Source organism: Mesorhizobium sp. M0019 (assembly GCF_040323975.1).
Lineage (GTDB): Bacteria > Pseudomonadota > Alphaproteobacteria > Rhizobiales > Rhizobiaceae > Mesorhizobium.
This window is the reverse complement of sequence record NZ_JAMYVK010000002.1, coordinates 160,274-187,169: the sequence shown is the minus strand read 5'-3', so window position 1 is coordinate 187,169 and position 26,896 is coordinate 160,274. Positions and strand designations below refer to the sequence as shown.

Below are 26,896 nucleotides of genomic sequence, written 5' to 3'. Positions count from 1 at the left end.
TGCCTCACTCCGAGATCAAGGTCCGGGTCAGCGGATGGTCTGGATCGGCCAAACCGTCGATGATGTTGAAATGATGCCGGTCAGGCTCGACCACCGAGCTGGTCGCGGTACCCAGGCCGATCCAGATGTTGGCCAGCAACGCGCTCTGACGCAGGAATTCGGCGCGCTCGCCGCCGCCGGCCCAGCAGGTCAGGCGGGCCTTGTCCATCGGGCGCAGCAGCACCGGGCTTTCGGCCTGCGCCTCGGCCTCATCGATCGCGATCGTCTCGTTCATGCCGGTGCGCATGATGGGGCGCAAATCATGCACCCCCGAGATCGACACCACGTGACGAACGCGCCGGACCACTTCGGGCGCCAGCGGCGTCGTCGCCGTAACCATCCGGCTAACAAGATGGCCGCCGGCCGAGTGTCCGGTCAGCATCAGCGGCCCTGGGACCATCGCCGCCGCCTTGCCGATCGCCGCGCCGACTTCCTTGACGATGCCGCCAATGCGTATCTGCGGACAGAGCGTGTAGGACGGCATCGCCACCGCATAGCCGCGATCAACAGGGCCAGTGGCAAGATGCGACCAGAAATTTTTGTCGAATTCCATCCAGTAGCCGCCATGAACGAACACCACGAGTCCCTTGGGCTTGATGGCCGGCAGGAAAAGATCGAGCCGGTTGCGTGGGTTGTCGCCATAGGCCATGTCGAGCCGCGCCCTGCCCTCGGTCGAAAGCACGTCGCGGAAAACCCGCGCGGGCTCGATCCAGGCCGCCGGCCAGCGATCGCTGCCGGCTATGTTGGCGCCGTTGGCATAGGCGTTGTCCCAATCGGCAATGTGACGTTCGAACACCCTGCGCCCTCCCTGGCATATGGCCTTGCAACGTAGCCGTGAGCATCGCGCGGCGCATCGTCGCCAGCCTCACGATTCCAGCTCTCGCATCAATCTCAAGTGACAGCTGCTTTGATGGCGAAGCGCGCATCCTTCCACGCACGGGTGCGCAGGATGTCCTCAAGCACTTTGACGGCCTGCCAGACATCGGCATAGCCGACATAGAGCGGGGTGAAGCCGAAGCGCATGGTCGATGGCGCGCGAAAATCGCCGATCACGCCACGTTCGATCAGCGCGCGCATGACCTGGTAGCCATGCTCATGCATGAATGAAATCTGGCTGCCGCGTTTTTCCCCATCGCGCGTGCTTTCGAGCGTGAGCCCGTAAGTGCCGCACTTTGCCTCGACAAGCTCGATGAACAGATCCGCCAGCGCGATGCTCTTCTTGCGCACCGCCGTCATGTCGACATCGTTCCAGATGTCGAGCGCGCCCTTCAGCGTGCGCATCGACAGGACCGGCTGCGTGCCGCACAGAAACCGGCGGATGCCGGTGCCGGCCGCATAGCCTGGCTCGAAGGCGAAGGGCCGTGCATGGCCCCACCAGCCGGTGAGCGGCTGCTGGATGTCGGAAAGATGCCGCTCAGCCGCATAGATGAAGGCAGGCGCGCCCGGGCCGCCATTCAGATATTTGTAGGTGCAGCCAACGGCAAAATCGGCGTTTGCCTTGTCGAGCTCGACTGGCATCGCGCCGGCGGTGTGGCAGAGATCCCAGACGATCATCGCCCCGGCTTCCTGAGCCCTGCGCGTCAGCGCCGGCATGTCGCGCAGTTCGCCCGACTTGTAGTTGACGTGGTTGACCAGCACCACGGCGGTGCGTTCGTCGATCAGCTCTTCGATGGTCGGCGCGTCGACCCCCGAGAGGCGCAGCAGCGTATCTTTTCGCGTCGAAACCACACCCTCAGCCATGTAGAGGTCCGTCGGAAAACTATCGCCCTCGGCGACGATGACCTGCCGCTCCGGTCGCATGGCCATGGCGGCGTGCAGCAGCTTGTAGATGTTGACCGATGTCGTGTCGCAGACCACCGTCTGGCCGGCCGCGGCACCGATCAGGCGCCCGAGCTGGTCGCCAAGTTCAAGCGGCATGTTGAACCAGCCGGCCGTGTTCCATGCGCGGATGAGATCATGCGACCATTCTTCGGTCGCGGCCTTGTGGAGTTCATCGAAAGCGGCACGTGAAGCAGCTCCTAGCGAATTGCCGTCGAGATAGATCACTCCTTGCGGCAACACAAAGCGGTCGCGCATCGCGCGCAGCGGATCCGCGGCATCCATCGCCTTTATGGCCACGAGATCGGGAATTCCTGTCATGATTTGTCTGCTCCCCCAAGATCCAACGCAAGGCCGGACACGCGTCGACTGTTCTTCCATTACCTGGTTGCGCGCAGCAAGGCTCCAGCGGCGAGAAGCAGCCTGACCAGGCGATGGAAACCGGGACTTAACCCGAGGTTGGCGTTTTGAGTTCGTTTCGTTCACGGTGCATTGACCAAACCGCACAGTCGATACGGTTCAATTCCGTGCCTTTTACCAACCGACGGCCGATGCCAGTGCCGCCTTCTAGGAGGCCAGAAGGGCGCAAACGAAAGCAGAATCAAGGCGATGAGGCTCGCGGCGATGAAAATGCGGTACGCCGGTAGGGGACGTCGTTTGTTTCCCGAGCCTTAACGCATTCATTAAACTTTAAACAGTTGCGGAACACAACTGGAACAGATAGTGTTTGTTCTGGGTTTGTTTTTCTGATTCTGTTGGGGGTCGCTATGCTGACACGCAAACAACACGAACTGCTTATGTTCATCCACGAAAGGTTGAAGGAAAGCGGTATCCCGCCTTCCTTCGACGAGATGAAGGAAGCGCTCGACCTGGCTTCCAAATCCGGAATCCACCGGCTGATTACGGCGCTGGAGGAGCGCGGCTTCATTCGCCGTTTGCCCAACCGGGCCCGTGCGCTGGAGGTGCTGCGCCTGCCTGACTCGATCGCCCCCGGCCTCAATGCGGCACGCAAGTTCTCGCCGAGTGTCATCCAGGGCAGTCTTGGGCAAGGCGGTCCTCGGCAAGGCAAGCCGACATCGTCGCGCGTGCCCGCAGCCGGAAATGACGACGATGTCGTCGCCGCCGTTTCGATCCCGGTGATGGGCCGCATCGCCGCCGGTGTGCCGATCGACGCCATCCAGCACCAGACGCATTCGATTTCGGTGCCGCCGGATATGATCATGGGCGGCGAGCATTATGCGCTCGAGGTCAAAGGCGACTCGATGATCGAGGCCGGCATTTTCGACGGCGACACGGTGATCATCCGCAATGCCGATACGGCGAGCCCCGGTGAGATCGTGGTGGCACTGGTCGACGAGGAGGAAGCGACGCTGAAGCGGTTCCGCCGCAAGGGCGCCTCGATCGCCCTGGAAGCCGCCAATCCAGCCTACGAGACGCGCATCTTCGGACCAGACAGGGTCAAGGTGCAGGGCAAGCTCGTTGGGCTGATCCGCCGCTACTGAGTTGCGCCCTTGGCGCCGGCTTTTGGATTGTCGGCCCTGCGGTATGGGGGCAGGCCGCGCGTCGCGCGTGAAAATTTCCGCTGCACGTGCCAGGGCCGGTATGATTTTTCGACCGCGAAACGGATTTCGGCGCGCGTTGCCGCTTGTGGATCGAAGTAGACGGCGGCACTTCCCGCGCGCGCCAGTTGCCGTTTGGTGACGACGAGGACCAGCCGGTCGTAGTAGCAGGGGTTATGGGCGGTGGCGTCGTCGATGACGATCAAGCTGGCAAAGGCGCAGGCTGGCCGCGCAGTATCGCGGTCCTTGGCTTGCGCGATGATCGCGCCGGATGGATGCCTGGCAAGGCAGAGGCCGTCCGTGCAAATGAACGGCATGCCCGGCGGTAGGTCGGCCGGATCGGCAATGTCGAATTGCGGGTCGTTCTTTCCAGGTGTTTCCGGCGCGACGATAGCCTCTGATGTGAGCGCGCGTTTCCAGTTGTCGATGGTGAACTCATTCGGGCGTGCCCGGTTGACCGCGAGTTCACCGCTGCCGATCGGCAGCGCGACCAGCCGTGCGTCCTCCGAGACCAATACGTCGGGTATGCGTGTCTGCGTTGTCGTCAGCAAGCCGGCGAGCGCAAAAGGAAGTGCCGCCAGCCGCAACCAGGTCGTCGCCATGCTGGCAATGACGAGGGCGATCGTCACCAGAAGGACGGATCTCAGCGAAATCAGCCCGACCGCATCGATCGGCGAGCGCTCCGAGATCCACCCGGACAGGGCGATCATCGCCGTCAGCCCCTTGCCCATGACATAGAGGAAAGGGCCATCCGCGCCGAACGGCATCGCCAGCGCACTGAGCACGGCGAAAGGCATGACGACCAGTGAGACGATGGGCATGATGGCCAGATTGGCGAACAGGCTGAGCGGCGCCACGCGCTGGAAATGCCATATGGCGAAAAGCGCCGTGGCGCTCCCTGCAATGATCGAGGTCATCGCCAGACCGCACATGCCCAGCAGGACCTTTCGAGTGGCAAAGCGTAGCGGCGACCGCCGCGGCGGCGGCGTGGTGGCCCTGCCGGCGCGGTAATCGGACCAGCCTGCATAGGCGCCGACAAGGGCCGCCGTCGCGGCGAAGGACATCTGGAAACTCGGACCGACCACCTCGTGCGGCGACACCAGGATGACCGCGATGGCCGAGATCGCCAGGTTGCGCATGGTGAGCGCGGCCCGGTCGAACAGCACGGCGATAAGCATCACCGCCAGCATGATGAAGCTGCGTTCGGCCGCCACGACAATGCCGGAAAAGACGAGGTAGGCCGCAATCGAAAAAAGCGCGGCGGCCGCGGCATATTTCTTGACCGGCCGTCGCGATGAGAAATCGGGAAACAGCGCAAAGGCACCCCGTAGCAGCGCCATGATGGTGCCGGCGACCAACGCCATATGCAGCCCCGAGATGGAGATGATGTGGTAGATGCCGGTGCGCCGCATCGCTTCGTTGATCTCCTCGGGAATGCCGGCGCGCACGCCAACGATCAGCGCAGCAGCAATCTCGCCCTCGGCGCCGCCGATGCGGCTGCGGATATGGTCGGCGATGGATTCGCGCGCGTCTTCGATCGCGGAAGAAAGCTGCGCGGCAAGCGGCATGCTGCCCGACGACACGACTTTCGGATTGCCGAGAAAAAAGCCGCTGCCGCCGATACCGGCGAAATAGCTGTCGAAGGAGAAATCATAGCTGTCGGGCCGCACCGGGCCGGTCGGCGGCAGCAGCCGCACATAGCCGGTGATCTCGGAACCGGCGGTCAGCGCAGCCGGTATCTTCATCGCCGAAACGCGGACCCGTTCCGGCATGTAGCGCAGTGTCGGCCTGGCGGTTGAGATCACATCGATTGTCAGCCTGATGCGGCCGCTCGCCATGGGCTCGTACGATACGACGCGACCCGTCAGCCGCGTCGAGATTTCGGAACCGAGCATATGCGTTCCGACACGCCATGTCTCGAACTTGGCGGCAAGTACGCCAAGCGCGCAGAGCAGCGCCACCATGAAGCACAGGCGCGTCCTGGGCCATGACCGCGAGACGACGGCACAAAGGGCCGCGAGGAGCGCGATTGCGATCGGCTGTGGAAAGGCCGGCTCCACCGACAGCCCGAAATATACGACCACCCCGCATGCGAGGAACACCGGCACCAGCAGGAAGGCGATGCCGCGGTCGAGTTCCAGGCCGGCTGCCGAGGTTACGCTGTTGCGGATACGGGACGGTGACGGGAGGCGGAAACGCCTGGGCAGGCGTACGATGGGCTCGCCCGCGGGCACGAGAACCGTTGCTGGGTCGCTGGCCGGCAGCGACGGAGCATCGAAGCGCGGAGCGGGTAGCAATGCCGGTGCCGGCAGGACAGGCGGGGGAGCAGCAAACAGCAAGCGTTCGCTGACGCCGTTGACCGCGTCCTCGCCCTCGCCCGCACCTCGGCCTCGCACAGCCATCGGGTCTGCCCCTTGCGCCCTCGACCTCCTATGCTACATGAACGCGCAACGCGCGAAAGTCCGCAAACCCACTTCCTTCGCCCGCCTGAGAGTTCCATGCCCGATAAGGTCGTCACCCGTTTTGCCCCCTCGCCCACCGGCTATCTGCACATTGGCGGCGCGCGCACGGCGCTGTTCAACTGGCTGTACGCCAAGCATACGGGCGGCACGATGCTGCTGCGTATAGAGGATACCGACCGTGAGCGGTCGACGGATGCGGCGACGGCAGCCATTCTCGACGGACTTTCCTGGCTCGGACTCACCTGGGACGGCGCGCCTGTCTCGCAGTTCGAGCGCGCGCCGCGCCATCGCGAGGTGGCCGAGGAGCTCGTTCGTATGGGCAAGGCCTATTATTGTCATGCGACGCCTGCCGAGCTAGAGGCAATGCGCGAGAGCGCACGGGCCAAGGGGCTGCCTCCCCGCTATGATGGACGCTGGCGCGACCGCGACCCGTCGGAGGCGCCGCCCGGCGCCAAGGGGGCGATCCGCATCAAGGCGCCGACAGACGGCGAGACGGTGGTGCATGACCGCGTCCAGGGCGACGTGCGCTTTCCCAACAAGGATCTCGACGATTTCATTATTCTGCGCTCGGACGGCAATCCCACCTACATGCATGCCGTCGTCGTCGACGATCACGACATGGGCATCACCCACATCATCCGCGGCGACGATCATTTGACCAACGCCGCACGCCAGACCGTAATCTATCAGGCCATGGGCTGGGAGGTGCCGTCGATGTCGCATATCCCGCTGATCCACGGTGCCGACGGCGCCAAGCTGTCGAAGCGGCACGGCGCGCTTGGCGTCGAAGCCTATCGCGCCATGGGCTACCTGCCGGTGGCGCTGCTCAACTATCTGGCGAGGCTTGGCTGGAGCCACGGCGACGATGAGATCATGTCGATCGCCGACATGATTGCATGGTTCGACATTGGCGACGTCAACAAGGGCGCCGCCCGTTTCGATTTCGCCAAGCTCGAGGCGCTTAACGGCGTGCATATGCGCCGGATGAACGACGCGGCGCTGCTCGACATCTTCATCGCCACTCTGCCCTATCTTGAAGGCGGCCCGGCAATCGCGGCGCGCCTCGACGACAGACGCAGGGCGCAACTGCTTGCCGCATTGCCGGGCCTGAAGGAGCGCGCCAAGACGCTGGTCGAACTTGTTGAAGGGGCTGCATTCCTTTTCGTCGAGCGGCCGCTGCCGGTCGACGAGAAGGCGGCGGCGCTGCTCAGCGGTGAGGCGCGCGCGATCCTGCGGGGCGCTCATGCGGCACTAGCCACGGTTTCGGAGTGGTCTGCCGCCTCAGCCGAAGCCGCGATCCGCGACTATGCGCAGGCCGCCGGCCATAAACTCGGCGCCGTGGCCCAACCTTTGCGCGCCGCGCTCACCGGCAAAAGTACCTCGCCAGGTGTCTTCGATGTGCTGGCCGTGCTTGGCCGCGAGGAAAGCCTGGCGCGGATCGCTGATCAAATCGATTAGCAAACTGGCCCAAGAAGATTGGCATTGAAAGGTGTGTTTCGCAGTGCAACATTGGGTCTTGGCCTAATCTGCCGCGCAGATTCAATTGCGGGCGCAAATGTGCGTTTTCCGATGCTTTTGACGTGTTGGGTTCAGATATTTTGCCTTTGCCGGCCTGAGGAAACAAAAAGGAGTTTGCTATGACCGAACCTGCGACAAAAATGGAATTTGGCGGCAAAACCCAGGCATCGACGGCCAAGCTGGAACTCGGCGGCAAAACCCATGAATTCAAGATACGAAGTGGTTCGGTAGGACCTGACGTCATCGACATCGGTTCGCTCTACAACACCGCCGGCGTCTTTACCTACGATCCCGGTTTTACGTCGACGGCGAGCTGCGAATCGGAAATCACCTTCATCGATGGCGATGCCGGCATTCTTTTGCACCGCGGCTACCCGATCGACCAATTGGCCGAGCACGGCGACTTCCTCGAAGTCTGCTATCTCTTGCTTTATGGTGAACTCCCGACCAAGGCGCAGAAGGACGATTTCGACTACCGGGTGACGCGCCACACCATGGTGCATGAGCAGATGTCGCGCTTTTTCACCGGCTTCCGCCGTGATGCGCATCCGATGGCGGTGATGTGCGGCGTGGTCGGCGCGCTGTCGGCCTTCTATCACGATTCCACCGATATCTCGGACCCCTACCAACGCATGGTCGCGTCAATGCGGCTGATCGCCAAGATGCCGACGATCGCGGCGATGGCCTACAAATACCACATCGGCCAGCCATTCATTTACCCGAAGAACGAGCTGAATTTCGCAGCCAATTTCCTGCATATGTGCTTCGCCGTGCCTTGCGAGGAATACAAGATCAATCCGGTGCTGGCCCGCGCGATGGAGCGCATCTTCATCCTGCACGCCGATCACGAACAGAACGCCTCGACTTCGACCGTCCGCCTGGCCGGCTCGTCGGGCGCCAATCCTTTTGCCTGTATCGCTGCCGGCATCGCCTGCCTGTGGGGTCCCGCACATGGCGGCGCCAACGAGGCAGCCCTGAACATGCTGGGCGAGATCGGTCATGTCGATCACATCCCGGAATTCATTGCGCGAGCCAAGGATAAGAACGATCCGTTCCGATTGATGGGATTTGGCCACCGCGTTTACAAGAATTACGATCCGCGCGCCAAGATCATGCAGAAGACCGCGCACGAGGTCCTGGGCGAGCTCGGCATCAAGGACGATCCACTGCTCGACATCGCCATGGAGCTGGAAAGGATCGCACTGACCGATTCCTATTTCATCGAGAAGAAGCTCTATCCGAACGTCGATTTCTATTCCGGCATCACGCTGAAGGCGCTGGGCTTTCCCACCACCATGTTCACCGTGCTGTTCGCGGTCGCCCGCACCGTCGGCTGGATCGCGCAGTGGAAGGAGATGATCGAGGACCCGCACCAGAAGATCGGTCGCCCGCGCCAGCTCTATACCGGCGCGCCGGAACGGGACTACGTGCCAATCGCGAAGCGGTGAAGGTGGTGAATGGTGAATGGTGAATGGTGAATGGGAGTAGCGAAGCGTCGCTCCCTGTCCATAGAAACCACTATTCACAATTCACTATTCACAATTCACTCACTTCCTCACCATCCCCATCACCACCCCCGCGGCAATCTCGCCTGACGGCTTGGCGGTTGCCATACGCCCGGCAATGTCGGCAAAACCGTGCTTCTGCCAGGTGCGGTAGGCGGTATCGGAGAACAGCGCTTCCAACTGCCGCGCCAGATAATGCGGCCGCACATATTGATTGTAGTGTTCCGGCACGACCGGCCGGTCGGCAATGAGATTGGGCAAGGCTGCGCTCCATACTTTGATCAGCGGCTGCGCCATGCGCATGACCGGATCGAGCCGGTAGCAGGAGATCATCGGCACACTCGCCAGTGCCAGTTCCAGCGATACTGTCCCCGATGCGATCAGCGCCGCATCGGCCTTGCCGAAGGCCTGCCATTTGCGTTCGGCATCGAGTATGATCTCCGGCTTCTCGTCCCAGCTCGCGACCGAGGTTCTGACCAGATCGGCGACGTGCGGCACCGTCGGCAACAGCAGGCGCAAGCGGTGCCCGCGCGCCCGCAGGATCGACACCGTCTCGCCGAACGGCCCGACCATGCGCCGCACCTCACCACGACGCGAACCAGGCAGTACAAGCAACGTTTTGACGTGATCTGCGGACAGGTCACGCGGCTGCGCCTGCGCCCTGGCGGCACTGATTATGCCCGGATCGTGTGCAAGACGATGCCCGACATAGGTGCCGGGCGGCCCGCCCAGGCGAGCGAGTTCCTTCACCTCGAACGGCAGGATGCAAAGAATGTGATCGACATATGGCTTCATCGCCGCCGCCCTGCCCGGCCGCCAAGCCCACACGCTCGGGCAGACATAATGGATAATCGGGATAGTCGGATCGGCGGCACGCACCTTCTTGGCGACGCGCAGCGAGAAATCCGGACTGTCGATGGTGATAAGGCAATCGGGCTTTTCACCGGCAATCGCTTTTGCCGTCTGGCCGATCCGCCGCATCAGGCGCGGCAGGTCGCGCAGGATGGCGCTAAGCCCCATCAGTGCGATCTCGCTGCCGTCGAACAATGGCGCCAGGCCGAGCGCCTGCAAATGGCGGCCGCCGATGCCGACAAGCCGAACTTCGCGCCCGGTCATGCGCTTGAGCGCCTGCACAAGGTCGGCGCCAAGCAGGTCGCCGGACTCCTCGCCGGCGACGACGGCTATCTTCAACGGCCGCTCATTCGCCATGCGCCGGCTCCGCAGCAGGCAGGCCGATTACGAACAGGCCGAGCGCATTGGCACGTCCGATGGTGGCGGGACCTTCGAGCACTAGCGAGCGACCGGCTTCGACGGCAATGCCGGCCAGTCCGGCGGCATGCGCCGCCTCGACGGTCAGCGGGCCGATGGAGGGCAGATCGGCACGCAGTTCCTGACCGGGCTTGGCGCATTTGACCAGAACACCTCGGCTCCCGCCGGCCAGCCTGCCGTGCCCGCGCAACTCCCTTGTCCGCTCGAGCAGCCCGTCGGTGCCTTCGACGCCTTCCAACGCAATGGCGCGGCCGCCGACCGCAACAGCCGCTTGGCCGATATCCAGCGCGCCGATGGCTTTTGCCGCCGCGTGCGCCGCCTCGATGTCGCGCCAGTCGGATTTGCGTGGCGCCGCCTTGGTCAGCAGGCCTTCGGCGGCGACCAGCTCCGGCACGATCTCGTGAGCGCCAACGACCTTGATGCCGCTGCGCTCGATCCTGCGCACGAACAGTTTCAGCACCGTATCGTCCCCCCGGGTTACACCGACGAAGAGGCTGGGTAGCCACGCGAGCAGGCCCAAATTGAGGCGCATGGCGCTCAGCCTGGGGCGGCGCGTGATATGACCCGCGGTTACGAGATGCGTAACGTGATGCCGCTTAAGGATCGGCAGCAGCGAGCCGACGTCTTCCAGCCTCAAGGTTGCCTGCTCATAGGGCTCGAAATCGGCTATGCGATCGACCTCGCCGGCCGCCATCACGACGAAGGGCAATTTGCCTTGCCGGGCGAGCGCTCGGGCAATTTCGACCGGGAGACTGCCGCCGCCGGCGATGATGCCGACCTTGGCATCTGGCGCGAGATCAAGGCCCTTTCCGGCAGCCTCAATCTTCGTCATCTGCCCTCAGTCTTCATCATCGGTATCGTCGCCGTCGCTACCCTTGAGCGACGGCACGGCGTAGTGCCGCTTGCCGCGACCGGCGATGAAGTCGACGATCTTCATGGCAGTCGGTGACGAGGCGAATTCCGCCTTGGCGAATTCGATGTTTTCGCCGACGGTCCGGGAGCGATCGAAGATCGTCTTGTAGGCTTTGCGCAGCAAGTGGATCTCCGAACGCGGAAGGCCGGCGCGCTTCAGGCCAATGATGTTGAGGCCGCGAAGGCTGGCACGGTTGCCAACGGCGATGGCGTAAGGAATGACGTCGCCGACGATCGCCGAGCAACCGCCGAGAAAGGCGTTATCGCCGATGCGGACAAACTGATGAACCGCGGTAAGGCCGCCGATGTAGACATTGTCACCGACTTCGCAATGCCCGCCTAACGTCGCTTGATTGGCGAAGGTGGCGTTCTTGCCGACCACGCAGTCATGGGCAATATGGGCATAGGCAAGGAAATTGCCGTTGTCGCCGATCGTCGTCTCGCCGCGGCTGGAATCGGTGCCGACATGCATGGTGACACCTTCGCGGATCGTGCAGTTCTCGCCGATCACCAGCGTGGTACGGCCGCCCTTGTGCTTGGTGTTCTGCGGCGGCCCGCCCAGTATCGCCATCGGATAGACCTTGGTCGATGCACCGATGGTGGTCGCGCCAATCACCGAGACATGGCTGACCAGTTCGACGCGGTCGCCGACCACGGCGTCGGGGCCGACGTGACAGAAGGGCCCGATGCGGGCGCCTTCGCCGATTTGGGCGCCTGCCTCGATGACCGAGGATGGATGGATGACTGTCTGGATTTTCATTAGCATTCGTTTGTCAGCCGCTTGCGACCATCATCGCCGAGATCTCGGCTTCCGCCGCCTTGGCGCCATCGACGAGGGCCTCGCAAGCGAATTTGAGAAGATTGCCGCGTTTCTTGATTTTCTTCACATGAATTTTCAGCTGGTCGCCTGGAACGACCGGCTTGCGGAACTTGGCATTGTCGATGGTCAGGAAATAAACCAGCGACGGTTTTTCGGTACCAAGGCTGCGGATGCAGATGGCGCCGGCCGTCTGCGCCATCGCCTCGATGATCAGCACGCCGGGCATGACCGGCTGGTCGGGGAAATGACCTTGGAAATGCGGCTCGTTTATGGTGACGTTCTTGATGCCGATGGCGGATTCGTCGCCATCTATGTCGACAATACGGTCGATCATCAAGAACGGATAGCGGTGCGGCAGGAGCTTCATCAGCCGCATTATGTCAACCGCTTCGAGCGTCGCCGCTGCGATGTCAGCCATTTCCCCCCTCACCCTGTTTGCGCGTCCGTGCAAGTCTGCGCAAGGCCGCTATCTCGCGCATGGCTTCCGCCATCGGCTGCGCCGGATATCCTCCCCAAATCTCACCGGCAGGCACATTGCTCATAAACCCGCTTCTTGCCGCAAGCTTGGCCCCGGACCCGATGGTCAAATGATCCGCAAGGCCGACACCGCCACCCATGGTGACGTTGTCGCCTACCGTCACGGAACCGGAAATACCCGAAAGCCCGGCTATTATGCAATTGCGGCCGATGCGAACGTTGTGCGCGATCTGCACCAGATTGTCGATCTTGGTGCCCTGGCCGATGATCGTGTCGGACATGGCGCCGCGATCGACGGTCGTATTCGACCCGATCTCGACGTCGTCCTGAATGATGACGCGGCCGATCTGCGGAACCCGCTCCGGACCCTTGGCGCCGGCCACGAAACCGAAGCCATCCTGGCCGATCCTGGCACCGCCATGGATGATGACGCGATTGCCAATCAACGCATATTGCACGCTGGCACCTGGACCGACATAGCCGTCGCGGCCAATCTGCGAAGACGGACCGATGACCGCATGCGGGGCAATGACGGTCCCGCTGCCGATGGCAGCGCGAGGTCCGATGATCGCACCCGCTTCGATGATCGCGCCGGCCTCGACATGGGCGGTCGCATCGATATGGGCGTGCGGCGAGATACCGGTTTCGCCGGTCATCGGTCCAGGCGTTGCAGCCGCCGGAAAAAGCAGACGCCCGACCATTGCGAAGGCCTGCTGCGGGCGCGGATGCACCAGCACCGCGATGCCCGCCGGCGCCTTGCCGGCAAATTCGGCAGGGCAGAGAACCGCCGCCGCCCGCAGTGACTGCATCAGGGCGAAATTGCGCCTGCCATCGACGAAGACAAGGGCGTTCTCGCCGCCTTCGTTGGCGGGCGCCAGAGCCTCGATCGATACATCGGAGAGACCGGAATCAACAAGCGTCGAACCGGTCAGATTCGCGACTTCGCCGGCCGTATACCGGCGTGAGGGCGCGAAGAACACCGGATCGGTCATTCCAGAAGCAATATCCAGCTAGCGCATGACCCCGAAAATCGGAAATCGACCCTCGGAAAGGATCATGCGCAAATCAAAGTGCTACAACGTCCTTTGCGCGTCCGATAGGACGCGCTGCGCTGTAGTGTCGGATCACTGCCATCCGGATCCAAACGAGCCGGAAGCATCATTGCCCGCACATCAGAAGCGGGTCGATATGCCGAAGTTGAATTCCTGCACGTCGTCGGTCTTTTCTTTCTTGACCGGGATCGCATAGTCGATGCGGATCGGGCCGAAAGGCGATGCCCACATCAAACCGACACCGACGGAAGCGCGCCATTCCATGCCGGTTGTCGAAGAATTGACAAGGCCACTTGCGATTTTGCTGCCGTAGAGCGTTGCCGCATCGGCGAACACAGCGCCACGCAAACCGAAGCTTTCGGGGATGACCGGCAGCGGGAACTGAGCTTCCGCCGAGGCATTGAAGTAGGTAGTGCCGCCGAGATGGTCATTGCTGTTGTCCGAAGCAACCGGGCCGATGCCGCCATATTCGAAACCGCGGATCATACGGTCGCTGCTCTGGAAATGGTCGAAGACGCGCAGATCGCCGTTGCCATATCCTTGGACATGGCCAGCGCCGCCCGAAATGAGGCCCACCAGGTCCAATTGTTCGGACAGCGTCTGATAAATGCTGCCGCGCGCCGTGACCTTGATGAACTTGGCATCGCCGCCGACGCCGGCCACTTCGGTGCCGACATTGGCATAAATACCGTCATGCGGGTTCTTCATGTCGTCGATGGTATTGTAGATCAGGCCGAGGCTGACCGAAGACTTGAGCCATGGGCTCTCGTTAACGCCGTTTTGGATCGCCTGGGACACGTCGCAACCGGCCGCTGGGTCGCAGCCCTCATCGAACTCGTACTTCTCTTGCGCAATATTATAAGCGAGTTGCGTCGAGATATTGTCTGTGATCGGCAGGCCGAAGCGAACGGTCGCGCCTGTCGTGTCGCTGTCGTAATGGTCGTAGTTTCGGCTCTGCTTGTAGATGTCGAAGCCGGCCGCGATGCGGCGTCCGAGGAAATAGGGTTCGGTGAAAGAGAAGCTGTAGTCGCGCGAGTTCTTGCCACCGCCCGCTGCCACCTTGATGAATTGGCCGCGACCGAGGAAGTTGCGCTCACTGACGGAACCTTCGACGGACGGACCTGACGTTTCACCGCCGCTCGAATAACCGGCGCCGACGGTGAACTCACCGGTCGATTTCTCGACCACATCCACCACCAGCACAACCTGATCCGGCTCAGAACCCGGAACGGTGGAAATTTCGACTTTTTCAAAATAATCGAGCGCTTCCAGCCGCCTCTTCGCGCGCTGGATGAGGACCTGATTGAAAGCGTCGCCTTCGCTGACATCGAACTCGCGGCGAATGACGTAGTCGCGCGTCCGATCGTTGCCGCGAATCTCGATGCGCTCGATATAGGCCTTGGTGCCCTGATCGACCGTATAGACCACCGAGATCGTGTGGTTTTCGAAGTTGCGGTCGCCGCGCGGCGTCACCTGGGCGAAGGCATAGCCGGATCCAGCGACCTTTTCGGTCAAGGCGATGATCGTGTCCTCGACGTTCTTGGCGTTGTAGACATCGCCCTTGTGGGTCTCGACCACCGATTCGAGCGACTTGGCGTCGACCTCGGGGATCGTGCTTTCGACGCTGACATCCCCGAACGTATAACGCTCGCCCTCCTGTACCGTGATGGTGACGGTGTATTTGTTGGTGGTGTCGTCGAGTTCGCCGACAGCCGAGACGACCTGGAAGTCGGCATAGCCGTGATTATAATAGAAGCGGCGCAGCAGCTCCTGGTCGGCGCGCAGCTTGTCCTCGTCATAAACATCGTCGCGCAGCACGAACGACAGGAAGGACGAACGCTTGGTGGAGATGATGTCCGACAGACGGCGGCTCGAATAGGCGCTGTTGCCGACGAAATTGATCGCTGCGATCTGGGTGCGGCCGCCTTCGTTGATGTTGAAGACCACGTTTACCCGGTTGTCGCCGAGATCCATGATCTGGGTGGTCACGGCGGCATCGTCGCGGCCGATACGCCGGTATGCGGCCTTGACCGCCTCGACATCGGCATCGAGCTGCTGTTGCGAGAAGGTGCCGCGCGGCTTCAATTGCACCGCGGCCTCAAGCGCGTTGTCCTTGAGCTTCTTGTTGCCCTGGAACAGCACCTGGTTGACGACCTGGTATTCGGACACCTTGATGACCAGCGTCGATCCGACCTGGTTGATCTGCACATCCGAAAACAGCCCGGTGCCAAACAGCGCCTTGACCGCATCGTCGATATCCGAACTGGAAAACGCCTTGCCGGGCTTGATCGTCACGTAATTGCGGATGGTGTCCGCGTCGACACGCTGATTGCCGGTGACTTCGACTCTGGAGACGACAGCCGCCTCGGCGGCCGATGTGGCAACGAACTGCACTGCGAGCGCGCCTGGTACAACCAGAGCGGCGGACATAGCCACCGCGGACGCGGCGCTCAGAAACTTGGATGCTGCCTTCATCGGGCTTTTGTACCTTTTCTCGAAGTCCCCACGGCGAGAAAACCGGACGTGCGGTAATTTCCCCTACCGTATTAACCGGATTTTCCCTACACGCAAGGCTTCTGGTTAATTTGTATTTACTTAACCCTGCGGCGTGGCTTTCGCGTCACGCATATCCCCACGCATGGTAAACGGCGTCTCAACATTGCTCGTGCCGAAGCCAAATTCCTTCATGATTTCAGCACCCAAACAGATCGTTCCAGAAAACAAAGCCCATGAACCCGAGCACCAATATGAGGCCGCTTCGGTAAGCCATTTCCATCATGCGTTCGGACACCGGCCGCCGGATGACAGCCTCCACGCCGTAGAACAGAAGATGCCCTCCGTCGAGGGGGGGAATCGGCAAAAGGTTGAGAATCCCTATCCCGACTGACAGGAATGCAACAAGCTGCACGAGCCATTCAAAGCCGAGCTTTGCCGCCTGACCCGACATCTTGGCGATCTTGATGGGGCCGCCCAGCTGGCACTTGTCCTCGCGACCGACAACGAAACGTTGCAGGAACTGGCCGGTACGCTGGATGACGTGTCCGGTTTCCTGGACCGCTGCCCCGACCGCCCCGGCCGGACTATAGGTGATCAGCCGTGGCTGGCCGAGTTCCTTGTTGTTGACGACGCCGATCACGGCCACCTGGACCTTGTTGCCCAGTGCGTCTTGTTGTTCCATCAAGCGCGGCGTCGCCGTGACGGTGATTTCCTTGCCGGCGCGTAGCATGACGAAGGTGATGCTGTCGCCGGCGCGGCCAGAGACCAGACGCTGGACGTCGGCAAAGGTCTCGACCTTGCTGCCGTCGACGCTGACGAATCGGTCGCCAGGCATGATGCCGGCCGCGGCGGCCGGACTGCCGACGGTGACCTCAGCCACCATCGGCTCCAGCACGGGCCGGCCATGGACGGAAAACAGCACGGCAAAGACGGCGATCGTCAGCAGGAAGTTGAACAGCGGCCCCGCCACGACGGTCGCCGCGCGCTTCCAGATCGGCTGCGTGTGGAAGGCAACCTTGCGTTCTTCGTCGCTCAGCGCCTCGATCTCCTCCGAGCTGGGCTGGCTCGACGTCGCGTTCATGTCGCCGACGAACTTGACGTAGCCGCCGAGCGGTATGGCGCAAAGCTTCCAGCGCGTGCCGCGGCTATCGTTGAAGCCGATGATCTCTGGGCCGAAACCGATCGAAAAGGCTTTTGCGCCGATACCGCACCAACGCCCGACGAGGTAATGGCCCATTTCGTGGACAAAAACGACCACGGTCAGCACGAACAGGAAAGGCACCAGCGTGCCGAGGACAAAGCCGTCTGTGCTGAAAATCGCGTGAAAAATCTCGTTCAATTCATGCCCTCAAATTCATCCACGGCACAGATCACGCCGCGACTGTGACATCAATCCAGGCGAATCCATGACGCAGCCCCGCGCCGGCCCACCGACGATGCCGTTCAAACCGGAAACAGCCCCTGTGCCGGATGGTCGGCGGTCGCGGAAATCCAGCCGATGACGTATAGGGCGAAAGCCGCCGCGACAAGCCCATCTACCCGATCCATGATGCCGCCATGGCCGGGTATCAGCGTGCCGGAATCTTTACGGCCGTGGCGTCGCTTGACCCATGATTCGAACAGGTCGCCGGCCTGCGCGACAATCGAAAGCACCAGTGCGACCACGCCAAGCACGACGAGGTTGCCCGTTCCGGCTACGGCGGCCAGAAGCAGCCCAGCCACTACGCCGCCGACCACCCCACCGAGCGCCCCGCTCCGCGTCTTGCCCGGCGAGATCGACGGCGCCAGCCTTGGACCACCGATGGAGCGGCCGACGAAATAGGCAAAGATATCGGTCGCCCAAACCACGGCGAATAGGAACAGAATGGCCAGCAGCCCTGAATGGTCGCCGTCACGCAAGAAGGCCAGCGACAAGCCGGACACGGCCGCATAGGCAAGGCCGGATGCTTCCCACGGTCCTGCCCTCCGCATGGAAGAAGCGACGGCAGTGACAGCAACCAGAGCCGCGACGAGCGGCAGCAGCAAAGACGCAGGCAGGCCGGCGACGAGGGCACCAATAAAGACCACGATCAGCGCCTCGGGCAGAAAGCCGAGACCTGCCGTAGCACCAGCACCTGCCGGGGCAACGGGGCGGCTCATCCGCGTCCACTCGTAGAAGATCACCGCCGCCATGGCGGCGCAAAGCAACCGGAAGGACAGTCCGCCGAGCCAGGTCAGGGCAAGCGTGACGATGGCAAGCACGGCGGCCGAAATGACCCGGAGTTGGAGGTTGCTCATTCCTCAGCCTGAGGCGACATCTTGGGCGGCAAGTCCGCCGAAGCGGCGCTCGCGGCCGGCGAAATCGCGCAGTGCATCGGACAGGTGCTCGCGACTGAAGTCGGGCCAGTAGCAAGGCAGGAAAACGAGTTCGCTATAGGCGGCCTGCCATAACAGGAAGTTGGACAGCCGAAGCTCGCCGCTGGTGCGGATGACCAGTTCCGGGTCCGGAATGCCCTCTGTATCGAGCGAGCTGGCAAAGGAATCGGCCGTGATCGCCTCGCTCTCGATCTCACCGCGCGCCACCGCCGCTGCGAGCTTGCGCGCGGTGCGCACGATCTCGTCGCGCCCGCCGTAATTGAAAGCAATGACCAGTGTCAGCGCCTCGTTGCTGAGAGTGAGCGTTTCGGCTTCCTCGAGCAGCCCCCTTATGTCGGGCTGCAGCCCTGCCCTGTCACCGATGACCCTGATCCGCACCCCACTCTGGTGCAGCTCGGCGAGGTCACGTCGGATGAAAAGCTTCAGCAGGCCCATGAGGTCGCTGACTTCGGATTTCGGCCGTGACCAGTTTTCCGACGAAAAAGCGTAGACGGTCAGGAAGGAGATGCCGAGGCCGGGGGCGGCGCGCACTGTCTTGCGCAGCGCCTCGACGCCGGCGCGGTGACCGGCCAGCCGCGGTAAGCCGCGCGCCTTGGCCCAGCGTCCGTTTCCGTCCATGATGATCGCGACATGCGCGGGCGTTGCCATATTCTCGCTTCCGGGCCAGGCGTGGCCAGACCCTAGACCTGCATGATTTCCGCTTCCTTGTCGGAAAGCAGGTGGTCGATGGTGCTGATTGTCTCGTCGGTCAGTTTCTGAACCTGGTCGGCCCGTTTGCGATGGTCGTCCTCACTGATGTCGCCGTCCTTTTCCGCCTTTTTCAGAAAGTCCATGCCGTCCCGGCGAACGTGGCGTGCGGCGACGCGGGCATTCTCGGCATAACCGTGCGAGATCTTGACCAGCTCCTTGCGGCGCTGTTCGTTGAGCTCGGGCAGCGGAATCCTGAGATTGGTACCGTCGACGATAGGATTGAAGCCGAGATTGGCTTCACGGATGGCGCGGTCGACTGCGCTGACCATCGACTTGTCCCAGACCGAAACCGAAATCATGCGCGGTTCCGGCACCGACACTGTTGCCACCTGGTTGATCGGCATGGTGGTGCCATAGGCCTGCACCTGGACGGCATCGAGCAGGTTGCTCGACGCGCGGCCGGTGCGCAGCGAAGCCAGATCATGCTTGAACGCGGCGATCGCCCCGTCCATGCGCCGTTTGAGATCGTCGTACTCGCCACTCATCATCGTCTCCTCGACCCGTTAACCCGGGTTCACTGCTTAGGCCCTGTTCGAGCCTCATCCGCAACCGGTCCCTTTCGGGTTCATGGTCCGGTCAATCGTCTGCGACAACCGTGCAACGGCCGCCGCCCCTCAGGATATCGCCGAAGCCACCCTTCTCGTGGATCGAATAGACGATTATCGGAATGTTGTTTTCGCGCGCAAGTGCAATCGCCGCCGTATCCATGATCGAAAGCCCGCGTTTGATGACTTCGTCATGGCTGATCCGCTCGAAACGTGTCGCATGCGGGTCCTTCTTGGGATCAGCCGAATAGACACCATCGACCTGGGTGCCCTTGAACAGAGCATCGGCGCCGATCTCGGCGGCGCGAAGGGCTGCAGCCGAATCGGTGGTGAAGAACGGATTGCCGGTGCCGCCGGCGAAGATGACGACCTTGCCCTGGTTCATGTAGGCGGTCGCCTGACGCTGCGAAAAACTTTCGCAAAGCTCGGGCATGGCGATCGCCGACAGCACCACGGCGTCGACGCCGATCTTGTTGAGCGAGGTGCGCAGCGCCAGCGAATTGATAACCGTGGCAAGCATGCCCATATGGTCGCCGGTGACGCGGTCTCCGCCTTTTGACGCAACCGCGACGCCACGGAAGATGTTGCCGCCGCCTATGACGACACCGACTTCGATGCCCAATGCGCGGGCCTCCGCGATGTCGGCGGCGATGCGGTCGACCACCGATACGTCGATGCCGAAATGCTGCTCGCCCATCAACGCTTCGCCCGACGCTTTCAGCAAGACACGTCGGTAGAGGGGCTTCACCGTCATCTGGTCCTCGTCATCGTGCGTGTGACGCGTTTCGGTGCGCCCCGAAACACTGGGCGTTCCGATACACGAATGGCGCCGCGATTTAAAGCGGCGCCCGAGCCGGAAAGTTGAGATCGTGGACCGGGATAGCCGTCAGCTCACGCCGGCAAAAGTGCCTCGCATGAGCAGATCCGGCAGATAGCTTGCCGGCTTACCGCCAACCGCCTGCCCACCGGTCAGGCCGCCTTGTATTTCAGGACCGAAGAACGAATACGGAAAGGGCGTGACCGGCCGGCTCACCGCATCGAGCCGTGCCCGAAGATCTTCGGGAATGTCGAAATCAAGCGCGCCGAGATTGTCCTTGAGCTGGTCAAGCCTGGTGGCGCCAACGATGACGGACGCAATGCCTGGCCTGTTTGCCGTCCAGTTCAGGGCGACCTGGGCCATGCTGCGGCCGAGCTGGCCGGCAACCCTCTCCAGTTCGGCGACGATTTGCCAGTTGCGATCGGTGAATTTCTGGAAACCGGGATTGGTCGAACCACGCATTGTCTCCAGCCGGCCACCGTCCTCGACGATTGTATCGAAACGGTATTTTCCGCTGAGCAGGCCGCTGGCCAATGGACTCCAGACCATGATTCCGGCGCCATAGCGCGTGCCGAACGGCACGAACTCGTGCTCGATATTGCGCTCGGCCAGCGAATATTCGAGCTGAAGCGCCGAAACCGGTTCATAGCCGCGATGCTCGGCGACGGCCTGCGCCCGGCTTGCGTACCAGGCCGGCACGTCGGACAGACCGACATGCCGTATCTTTCCGGCGCGCACCAGATCGTCCAGCGTCCGCATCACCTCCTCCGGCGGCGTCAGCCTGTCCCAGGTATGGAGGATGTAGAGGTCGATGTGGTCGGTGCCGAGCCGCTTCAGCGAACCGTCTATCGCCCGCAGGATGTTCTTGCGGCCGTTGCCCCCGGCGTTCGGGTTGCCCGGTTCGGCGTTGTAGGTGAATTTGGTACTGATCACCGCCTTGTCGCGCAGCCCACGCTCGGCGATGAATTCGCCGAGCCAGGTTTCGGCCGTGCCACCGGTATAGAGATCGGCGGTATCGAAGAAATTGCCACCGGCTTCGACATAGGCATCAACCAAGGCGCGCGCGGTTTCCTTCTCCGCGCCCCAGCCCCATTCCGTGCCGAACGTCATGGTGCCGAGCGCCAGGCGGGTGACACGCAGCCCGCTGTTGCCGAGCGTGTAGTAGGACATGGTCATGGATTTTCTCCTGAAGTTTGAAAAGCGGGATTGAGGTCTTGCCTGGGATACGCAGTCAGGCCTTGGCCAGCGCATCGACCACCACCTGGAAGCGGCGCGGATCGAAATAATCGTGGTAGGCGCTGATCAGACCGCTCTTGAAGTGGAAAATTGCGATATTGCTGTTGGTGTATTCAGTGCCGCCGATCAGCACCGCGCGGTTCTTGTACTCAACGACGATCGCGTCCGAATCCGCTGCCGGACAGATGGCTGTCAGCTGCGAATCGAAGGATTCGAAATTACCGAAGAGGCCTCGGAAGGCCGCCAGGATCGCGGCTTTACCATCGATGCTGTTTCCAAATCCTGCCGGCGGGTAGAAGACAAGTATACGGCCATCTTCAGCCCAAAGGTCGCCCCATGCCTCAATGTCCTTGCGGTGCATCAGATCAAAGAATTTACGCACGGTCTCGAGATTACGGGTTCGTTCGGAATCGAGGTCGGTCATCAGACGTCTCCTTGGCTGCTCGGCGATTGCCGTGTGATGCAGCCAAAGATGCGCCCTCCTTTCTCCGCCGATAAGATTGCATTATCCGAATGGACTATGCGATATCATGCATGAATGGACCGCGATCTGCTTAGCCACCTACCTGTAATCGTTGCCGTCGCGCGGCGTGGCGGCTTCGCGCCGGCAGCCGCCGAGCTCGGCATGAGCCCGTCAGCGGTCAGCCATGCGGTTCGGCTGGTAGAGGAGCGAATCGGCCAGCCGTTGTTTGCCCGCACCACGCGCAGCGTCTCGCTGACCGAGGCTGGCACCGCGCTTGTCGCTGCGGCGGAGCCGGCGCTGGAAGACATTGCCGACCGGATCGAACGTATCCGCTCTGTCAAAGGCCGGGCAAGCGGACTGCTCAGGATCAACGCGCCGCGTTTGGCGCTGCCTCTGGCGCTGATGCCCATCCTGACGGCGATGGCGGAACGTTACCCTGACGTGACGGTGGAGATCGTCACCGACGAACGTCTGAGCGATATCGTCGGCGAGGGTTTCGACGCCGGCATCCGGCTGGGCGAGATGATCGCCGAGGATATGGTGACGGTGCGACTGACAGGGCCTTTCCGCAGCATCATCGTTGCCTCGCCGGCCTATGTCGGCCGGCGCGGGCGGCCATGGGCGTTGGCCGATCTCGCCGCGCACAACTGCATCGGCTATCGGCTGTTGCGATCACGTGCGCTCTATCGCTGGGATCTGTCCGATCAGGGCAAGGATATCAGCGTCGAGACACGCGGCAGCGTGGTCGTCAGCGATCCGCTGTCGGCAAGGGAAATGGCGCTTGCCGGCATCGGCCTCGCCTATCTGTTCGAGCCGCTTGTCAAGCCCGACATCGAGGCAGGCCGGCTGGTCGAAGTCCTTGGCGAGGCATCGATCGAGGAACCGGGACTGTTCCTCTATTTCCCGCGCCGCGCCGCGATGGCCCCGAAGCTCCGCGCCTTCATCGACACCGCGCAAGAAATCGGCCGGGCATCCTCGCGGATACCCGGCCGAAAAAGCCTTTCAAACGAATAGTTACTTCTTGACCGCTGCCGCGACTTCCGCCGCGAAATCGGTCTCTTCCTTCTCGATGCCCTCACCGAGCGCGAAGCGCAGATAGGCAGCGATTTTGGCTGGCGCCCCGATTTCGCTTTCGGCATCCTTCAGCGCCTTCTCGACGGTAATGTCGGGATTGAGCACGAAAGCCTGCTTGAGCAGCACGACCTCTTCATAGAACTTGCGCAAACGGCCTTCGACCATCTTCTCGATGATCGCTTCCGGCTTGCCGGACTGGCGCGCCTGGTCGGCGAAGATCGCCTTCTCGCGTTCCACTGCGGCCGGATCGAGCTCTTCGGTGGTCAGGGCCATCGGATTGGTGGCAGCGACATGCATGGCAACCTGACGGGCGAAGGCGTTGGCGGCATGCGCGTTGCCTGTCGTCTCGATGGCCACTAGCACGCCGAGCTTGCCAAGGCCGTCGGCGACTGCATTGTGAACGTAGGTTGCGACAGCGCCGTGCTCGACGGTGAGCTTGGCCGAGCGGCGGAAGCCCAGATTCTCGCCGATGGTGCCGACAGCGTCCTTGATGGTCTCGGCGACCGACTTGCCCGAGCCCGGATAGGGAGCGGCGGCAACGGCCTCGGTCTTGCCGCCATAGGCAAGCGCGACCTTCGCGACATTGGCGACGATCTCCTGGAACGCAGCATTGCGGGCAACGAAGTCCGTCTCGGAATTGACCTCGACAATCGCTGCCTCGCGGACGCCGGAATCTACGCCGATCAGGCCTTCGGCAGCGGTACGGCCAGCCTTCTTGTCGGCCTTGGAAATGCCCTTCTTGCGCAGCCAGTCGATGGCTTCTTCAATATTGCCGTTGGTCTCGTTCAACGCCGCCTTGCAATCCATCATGCCCGCGCCGGTCAAGTCGCGGAGTTCTTTGACCTGTGCAGCCGAAATGCTCATTGTCGCCTCTTTGTCTAAATGCACTGACGCACCATCGATTTTCGATGATGCGCCTGGTGCCGGTAGCGCTTACCGCGCCAACATATTGGAAAGATGAAGGCCGCAGCCGGCCTTCGCTACTATGCTTCCGGGGTCTGGGCTGCCGGGCTCTCGGCGGCCGGGGTCTGATCGAGCGCCGGTTCGACCGGAGCCTCGACCGATGCGCCGATATCGACACCGAGCGCGCCCTGCTGACGGGCGATGCCGTCGATAGCTGCCTTGGCGATCAAATCGCAATACAGCTGGATGGCGCGGGCCGCGTCGTCATTGCCGGGGATCGGGAAGTCGATCTTGTCCGGGTCGCAGTTGGAATCGATGATGGCAACGACCGGGATGCCGAGACGCTTGGCCTCGAGAATGGCGATCGCTTCCTTGTTGGTGTCGATCACGAACATCAAATCGGGCGTCGAACCCATATCCTTGATGCCGCCCAGCGCCTTGTCGAGCTTCTCACGCTCGCGGTCGAGGTTGAGGCGCTCCTTCTTGGTCAGGCCCTGAGCCTCGCCGGCCAGCATTTCGTCGAGCTTGCGCAGGCGCTGGATGGAATTCGAGATCGTCTTCCAGTTGGTCAGCATGCCGCCGAGCCAGCGCGAGTTGACATAGTACTGGGCCGAGCGCTGCGCGGCATCGGCGACGATGTCGGAGGCCTGGCGCTTGGTGCCGACGAACAGCACGCGGCCGCCCTTGGCAACAGTGTCGGAAACCTGCTTCAGCGCCTGGTGCAGCAAAGGCACCGTCTGCGAGAGGTCGATGATGTGTATGTTGTTGCGGGCGCCGTAGATATAGGGCGCCATTTTCGGGTTCCAGCGGTGGGTCTGGTGGCCGAAGTGAATGCCAGCTTCCAATAGCTGGCGCATGCTGAAATCAGGCAGAGCCATTCTTATTTCCTTTCCGGTTAGCCTCCACGGACACAGGCATTTTTGGACTTTGTCCTCGAACGCCACCGGAGGTTTCAGCCGGATTTCTCCCGGGCAGACACCAAAGTCCGTGTGTGGAATGAGCGCGCATATAGAGGGGAAGCGCGACAAACGCAAGCGTTGTGGCGTCTTGTGGTTCAGCGTGCGGCGATCAGCGCACCGGTGTCATCGCCGCATCTTCCCCTTCGGCACCCGCACACGCCGGAAAACGGCGACGATCTCCTCGCGGCTGCATTCGATGGCGCCTAACCGCACTGCGCGGTCGCGCTCGAACCCGGTTATGTCATAATGCGGTGCCGATGTCTTCGGCGGTCCTTGGTAGGACGCGCGCTTGATGCCGAGCTGCCCGGCAAAGCGATGCAGCTCGTCGGTGTCGTCTGCCAGCAGATGGCACCAGCGGTGGCCGATCCATTTCCAGATCGCCGCATCGACATAGACCGCCATGAGATTTGCCGCACTCCTTCATCTTGCGCCGACCAACACGCCGCTAACGATGATAGAAGGGATTGGCATAGAAAATGAAGCCGCCGCCGGCCTCGAGTTGCGTCATCGTCCTGGTGACGGTCTCCTGCATCCGGTCGTGCAGTTCGGCGAGTGCCTCCTCGACGGAGCCTTGATAGGCGTGCAAGCCTAGCGGCTCCGGTACCCGGACATAGGCGCGGCGTGGGCCTGCCGGCTGCGGCACGAAACGGTTGATCGTATCGCGCAGCGTACCCTTGCAATAGTCGTTGCGGATCCGCTTCAAATGTTCGGCGATCTCCTCCTGCGTGATGCGCGGATTGGCTGAAGCCCACGGCCCGACACGCTGCAGGCGCTGGATCGTATCTGCCAGCGTTCGGACCTGCTTCTGGTTTTCGGTGCCGTCCATGTTCTCCCGCAGCCAGCGCCGCGACCGGCGCAAAAGCTCGGCAGTGTCGAGCGTGCCGGCGTCGACCGAGACAAGTTCGGCAAGGCGACGGCCGAGTTCGGTCAGCAGGTCCTTTTGACGTGCGTCGTACGAAGCCCGCTCATCGGACCGCAGGCCATATGCAGCCTCATCGCGCGACAGCAAGGTCGCATAGATATGATGGATGCGCTCCGGCAGCGAATCGGCGGCACGGCGTTCGATCTTCAGGCTGTGCTCGACATAGGCGCATTCCTTTGCCAGCGCTGCCTCGACATTCCCCGTGAAAGCAAGCTTCCAGATCACGGGCGCGATCCAAACCTTGAAGTCCGGATCCGTCAGGCGGCCGCGCTTCAGCGCCTCGAACCCCATTTCGACCGCGCCCGGCAGCAGCGGGGCAATGATGTTGGCATGCCAGCCGACACCGCCTTCGGGATGCAGGAGCACGCCGTGCCCCTTCAGCGCCCAGGCCACCGAATGTTCCTTGGCGGCCGCGCTGTTGCCCGGGATTTGCGCGATCAGATTGTTGGCCAACCAGAATTTCTGCATCAGCCGGCCAAGCCCGTTGACGACGCCGTGCGTGGCCCAGGATGCCGCCAGCGGGCTTACCCGCGAGACGACCTCCTTGTCGATCATCCAGTCGGTAAAGAATTCGGGATGGTTGGGCGTGATGAACGTCGCCTTGCCCGCGCCGCAACAAGCCTTCAGCCTTTGCCGGTCATTCTCCGGAAAATCGATGTGGCGGACATTGGCGACGCCGCGCAAACCGGCCAGACGGTTGAATGGCAACAGGTCGCGAAACCCCGGAACGCCGTGCAGCATGACAATCCGGTTGACGAATGTCATAGCGTTGATCAGCGTCGCATTGGGCCGCGGCGCCACAAAAACGTCGATCCTGCTCAACCTGCTCCCCCGCGGCGCATACCGTCATAAGACGTTGATAGGCAATTGCGGCATGCTCAAGTCGATGCGACTTGCCCCGCAAGATTAAGCGCTACCATCCCGGATAGCGGCCGGCGGCTTGCC

24 protein-coding genes are annotated in these 26,896 nt (G+C 62.2%); 4 read left to right on the top strand and 20 right to left on the bottom strand.

Annotated features, from left to right (window positions below):
- Nucleotides 1–4: 4 nt before the first annotated feature.
- Both NKK47_RS03030 and kynU read right to left on the bottom strand, forming a co-directional pair.
- Entirely contained in the window at nucleotides 5–835 is an 831-nt protein-coding gene (locus NKK47_RS03030; RefSeq protein WP_352458112.1) for a hormone-sensitive lipase, read from the bottom strand.
- Between the two features lie 95 nt (nucleotides 836–930).
- A complete protein-coding gene (gene kynU / locus NKK47_RS03025; protein ID WP_352458111.1) occupies nucleotides 931–2,178 on the bottom strand; it encodes a kynureninase in 1,248 nt (415 codons plus the stop codon).
- 446 nt (nucleotides 2,179–2,624) lie between these two features.
- Between kynU and lexA the strand changes: the two genes are divergently transcribed.
- Entirely contained in the window at nucleotides 2,625–3,359 is a 735-nt protein-coding gene (gene lexA / locus NKK47_RS03020) for a transcriptional repressor LexA (protein ID WP_352448829.1), read from the top strand.
- Here the strand turns inward: lexA and NKK47_RS03015 are convergent.
- A complete protein-coding gene (locus NKK47_RS03015; protein ID WP_352575020.1) occupies nucleotides 3,353–5,818 on the bottom strand; it encodes a ComEC/Rec2 family competence protein in 2,466 nt (821 codons plus the stop codon). The two genes, lexA and NKK47_RS03015, sit on opposite strands and share 7 nt — an antisense overlap.
- A gap of 96 nt (nucleotides 5,819–5,914) precedes the next feature.
- Between NKK47_RS03015 and gltX the strand changes: the two genes are divergently transcribed.
- Both gltX and gltA read left to right on the top strand, forming a co-directional pair.
- A complete protein-coding gene (gene gltX, locus NKK47_RS03010; RefSeq protein ID WP_352458109.1) occupies nucleotides 5,915–7,336 on the top strand; it encodes a glutamate--tRNA ligase in 1,422 nt (473 codons plus the stop codon).
- Between the two features lie 179 nt (nucleotides 7,337–7,515).
- A complete protein-coding gene (gltA, locus tag NKK47_RS03005; protein WP_023674946.1) occupies nucleotides 7,516–8,844 on the top strand; it encodes a citrate synthase in 1,329 nt (442 codons plus the stop codon).
- Nucleotides 8,845–8,943: 99 nt separating this feature from the next.
- On the opposite strand, the gene lpxB is transcribed toward gltA, so the two are convergent.
- The 13 genes from lpxB to NKK47_RS02940 form a co-directional block, all read right to left on the bottom strand.
- Nucleotides 8,944–10,110 carry a lipid-A-disaccharide synthase gene (gene lpxB / locus NKK47_RS03000; RefSeq protein ID WP_352575018.1) on the bottom strand — a complete coding sequence of 389 codons (1,167 nt, stop codon included), beginning with the start codon at nucleotides 10,108–10,110 and terminating at the stop codon, nucleotides 8,944–8,946.
- A complete protein-coding gene (locus NKK47_RS02995; protein ID WP_352448825.1) occupies nucleotides 10,100–11,002 on the bottom strand; it encodes an LpxI family protein in 903 nt (300 codons plus the stop codon). Before NKK47_RS02995 ends, lpxB begins: the two co-directional genes overlap by 11 nt.
- A 6-nt stretch (nucleotides 11,003–11,008) precedes the next feature.
- Nucleotides 11,009–11,842 (bottom strand): acyl-ACP--UDP-N-acetylglucosamine O-acyltransferase, encoded by an 834-nt coding sequence (gene lpxA, locus NKK47_RS02990; protein WP_352455755.1) that lies wholly within the window; start codon nucleotides 11,840–11,842, stop codon nucleotides 11,009–11,011.
- A gap of 13 nt (nucleotides 11,843–11,855) precedes the next feature.
- A complete protein-coding gene (fabZ, locus tag NKK47_RS02985; RefSeq protein ID WP_023674942.1) occupies nucleotides 11,856–12,320 on the bottom strand; it encodes a 3-hydroxyacyl-ACP dehydratase FabZ in 465 nt (154 codons plus the stop codon).
- Nucleotides 12,313–13,371 carry a UDP-3-O-(3-hydroxymyristoyl)glucosamine N-acyltransferase gene (lpxD, locus tag NKK47_RS02980; protein WP_352448823.1) on the bottom strand — a complete coding sequence of 353 codons (1,059 nt, stop codon included), beginning with the start codon at nucleotides 13,369–13,371 and terminating at the stop codon, nucleotides 12,313–12,315. The genes fabZ and lpxD overlap by 8 nt, the downstream gene beginning before the upstream one ends.
- 180 nt (nucleotides 13,372–13,551) lie before the next feature.
- Nucleotides 13,552–15,906 (bottom strand): outer membrane protein assembly factor BamA, encoded by a 2,355-nt coding sequence (bamA, locus tag NKK47_RS02975; protein WP_352455754.1) that lies wholly within the window; start codon nucleotides 15,904–15,906, stop codon nucleotides 13,552–13,554.
- 217 nt (nucleotides 15,907–16,123) lie between these two features.
- Nucleotides 16,124–17,266 carry an RIP metalloprotease RseP gene (rseP, locus tag NKK47_RS02970; RefSeq protein WP_352455753.1) on the bottom strand — a complete coding sequence of 381 codons (1,143 nt, stop codon included), beginning with the start codon at nucleotides 17,264–17,266 and terminating at the stop codon, nucleotides 16,124–16,126.
- A gap of 104 nt (nucleotides 17,267–17,370) precedes the next feature.
- The gene (locus NKK47_RS02965; protein WP_352575016.1) at nucleotides 17,371–18,204 is read right to left on the bottom strand and encodes a phosphatidate cytidylyltransferase; all 834 of its coding nucleotides are present in this window, start codon (nucleotides 18,202–18,204) and stop codon (nucleotides 17,371–17,373) included.
- A gap of 3 nt (nucleotides 18,205–18,207) precedes the next feature.
- Nucleotides 18,208–18,930 carry an isoprenyl transferase gene (locus NKK47_RS02960; protein WP_023674936.1) on the bottom strand — a complete coding sequence of 241 codons (723 nt, stop codon included), beginning with the start codon at nucleotides 18,928–18,930 and terminating at the stop codon, nucleotides 18,208–18,210.
- Nucleotides 18,931–18,962: 32 nt separating this feature from the next.
- Nucleotides 18,963–19,517, bottom strand: a complete 555-nt coding sequence (frr, locus tag NKK47_RS02955) for a ribosome recycling factor (RefSeq protein ID WP_084640965.1) — start codon at nucleotides 19,515–19,517, stop codon at nucleotides 18,963–18,965.
- Between the two features lie 91 nt (nucleotides 19,518–19,608).
- Nucleotides 19,609–20,331: a UMP kinase gene (gene pyrH, locus NKK47_RS02950; RefSeq protein ID WP_023674934.1), complete on the bottom strand. Its 723-nt coding sequence runs from the start codon at nucleotides 20,329–20,331 to the stop codon at nucleotides 19,609–19,611.
- 132 nt (nucleotides 20,332–20,463) lie between these two features.
- Nucleotides 20,464–21,570 carry an aldo/keto reductase gene (locus NKK47_RS02945; protein ID WP_352455751.1) on the bottom strand — a complete coding sequence of 369 codons (1,107 nt, stop codon included), beginning with the start codon at nucleotides 21,568–21,570 and terminating at the stop codon, nucleotides 20,464–20,466.
- A gap of 55 nt (nucleotides 21,571–21,625) precedes the next feature.
- Nucleotides 21,626–22,054 carry a nuclear transport factor 2 family protein gene (locus NKK47_RS02940; protein WP_352455750.1) on the bottom strand — a complete coding sequence of 143 codons (429 nt, stop codon included), beginning with the start codon at nucleotides 22,052–22,054 and terminating at the stop codon, nucleotides 21,626–21,628.
- Nucleotides 22,055–22,168: 114 nt separating this feature from the next.
- Here NKK47_RS02940 and NKK47_RS02935 point away from each other — a divergent pair, with 114 nt between their 5' ends.
- Nucleotides 22,169–23,107 (top strand): LysR family transcriptional regulator, encoded by a 939-nt coding sequence (locus NKK47_RS02935; RefSeq protein WP_023674931.1) that lies wholly within the window; start codon nucleotides 22,169–22,171, stop codon nucleotides 23,105–23,107.
- Here the strand turns inward: NKK47_RS02935 and tsf are convergent, their stop codons facing one another.
- From tsf to NKK47_RS02915, 4 genes are all read right to left on the bottom strand, one after another.
- On the bottom strand, nucleotides 23,108–24,031 hold the full coding sequence (gene tsf, locus NKK47_RS02930; protein WP_352455748.1) for a translation elongation factor Ts: 924 nt from the start codon (nucleotides 24,029–24,031) through the stop codon (nucleotides 23,108–23,110).
- A gap of 119 nt (nucleotides 24,032–24,150) precedes the next feature.
- A complete protein-coding gene (gene rpsB, locus NKK47_RS02925; RefSeq protein WP_031211288.1) occupies nucleotides 24,151–24,948 on the bottom strand; it encodes a 30S ribosomal protein S2 in 798 nt (265 codons plus the stop codon).
- 204 nt (nucleotides 24,949–25,152) lie between these two features.
- Nucleotides 25,153–25,431 (bottom strand): DUF4031 domain-containing protein, encoded by a 279-nt coding sequence (locus tag NKK47_RS02920; protein WP_352455747.1) that lies wholly within the window; start codon nucleotides 25,429–25,431, stop codon nucleotides 25,153–25,155.
- 43 nt (nucleotides 25,432–25,474) lie between these two features.
- Nucleotides 25,475–26,773: a lysophospholipid acyltransferase family protein gene (locus tag NKK47_RS02915; RefSeq protein ID WP_352455746.1), complete on the bottom strand. Its 1,299-nt coding sequence runs from the start codon at nucleotides 26,771–26,773 to the stop codon at nucleotides 25,475–25,477.
- Nucleotides 26,774–26,896 lie beyond the last annotated feature (123 nt).

Excerpts from the sequence above, each read along its gene's own strand:
- kynU (WP_352458111.1), bottom strand. The coding sequence starts at position 2,178 with ATGACAGGAATTCCCGATCTCGTGGCCATAAAGGCGATGGATGCCGCG.
- lexA (WP_352448829.1), top strand. The coding sequence starts at position 2,625 with ATGCTGACACGCAAACAACACGAACTGCTTATGTTCATCCACGAAAGG.
- NKK47_RS03015 (WP_352575020.1), bottom strand. The coding sequence starts at position 5,818 with ATGGCTGTGCGAGGCCGAGGTGCGGGCGAGGGCGAGGACGCGGTCAAC.
- gltX (WP_352458109.1), top strand. The coding sequence starts at position 5,915 with ATGCCCGATAAGGTCGTCACCCGTTTTGCCCCCTCGCCCACCGGCTAT.
- gltA (WP_023674946.1), top strand. The coding sequence starts at position 7,516 with ATGACCGAACCTGCGACAAAAATGGAATTTGGCGGCAAAACCCAGGCA.
- lpxB (WP_352575018.1), bottom strand. The coding sequence starts at position 10,110 with ATGGCGAATGAGCGGCCGTTGAAGATAGCCGTCGTCGCCGGCGAGGAG.
- NKK47_RS02995 (WP_352448825.1), bottom strand. The coding sequence starts at position 11,002 with ATGACGAAGATTGAGGCTGCCGGAAAGGGCCTTGATCTCGCGCCAGAT.
- lpxA (WP_352455755.1), bottom strand. The coding sequence starts at position 11,842 with ATGAAAATCCAGACAGTCATCCATCCATCCTCGGTCATCGAGGCAGGC.
- fabZ (WP_023674942.1), bottom strand. The coding sequence starts at position 12,320 with ATGGCTGACATCGCAGCGGCGACGCTCGAAGCGGTTGACATAATGCGG.
- lpxD (WP_352448823.1), bottom strand. The coding sequence starts at position 13,371 with ATGACCGATCCGGTGTTCTTCGCGCCCTCACGCCGGTATACGGCCGGC.
- bamA (WP_352455754.1), bottom strand. The coding sequence starts at position 15,906 with ATGAAGGCAGCATCCAAGTTTCTGAGCGCCGCGTCCGCGGTGGCTATG.
- NKK47_RS02965 (WP_352575016.1), bottom strand. The coding sequence starts at position 18,204 with ATGAGCAACCTCCAACTCCGGGTCATTTCGGCCGCCGTGCTTGCCATC.
- NKK47_RS02960 (WP_023674936.1), bottom strand. The coding sequence starts at position 18,930 with ATGGCAACGCCCGCGCATGTCGCGATCATCATGGACGGAAACGGACGC.
- frr (WP_084640965.1), bottom strand. The coding sequence starts at position 19,517 with ATGAGTGGCGAGTACGACGATCTCAAACGGCGCATGGACGGGGCGATC.
- pyrH (WP_023674934.1), bottom strand. The coding sequence starts at position 20,331 with ATGACGGTGAAGCCCCTCTACCGACGTGTCTTGCTGAAAGCGTCGGGC.
- NKK47_RS02945 (WP_352455751.1), bottom strand. The coding sequence starts at position 21,570 with ATGACCATGTCCTACTACACGCTCGGCAACAGCGGGCTGCGTGTCACC.
- NKK47_RS02940 (WP_352455750.1), bottom strand. The coding sequence starts at position 22,054 with ATGACCGACCTCGATTCCGAACGAACCCGTAATCTCGAGACCGTGCGT.
- NKK47_RS02935 (WP_023674931.1), top strand. The coding sequence starts at position 22,169 with ATGGACCGCGATCTGCTTAGCCACCTACCTGTAATCGTTGCCGTCGCG.
- tsf (WP_352455748.1), bottom strand. The coding sequence starts at position 24,031 with ATGAGCATTTCGGCTGCACAGGTCAAAGAACTCCGCGACTTGACCGGC.
- rpsB (WP_031211288.1), bottom strand. The coding sequence starts at position 24,948 with ATGGCTCTGCCTGATTTCAGCATGCGCCAGCTATTGGAAGCTGGCATT.
- NKK47_RS02920 (WP_352455747.1), bottom strand. The coding sequence starts at position 25,431 with ATGGCGGTCTATGTCGATGCGGCGATCTGGAAATGGATCGGCCACCGC.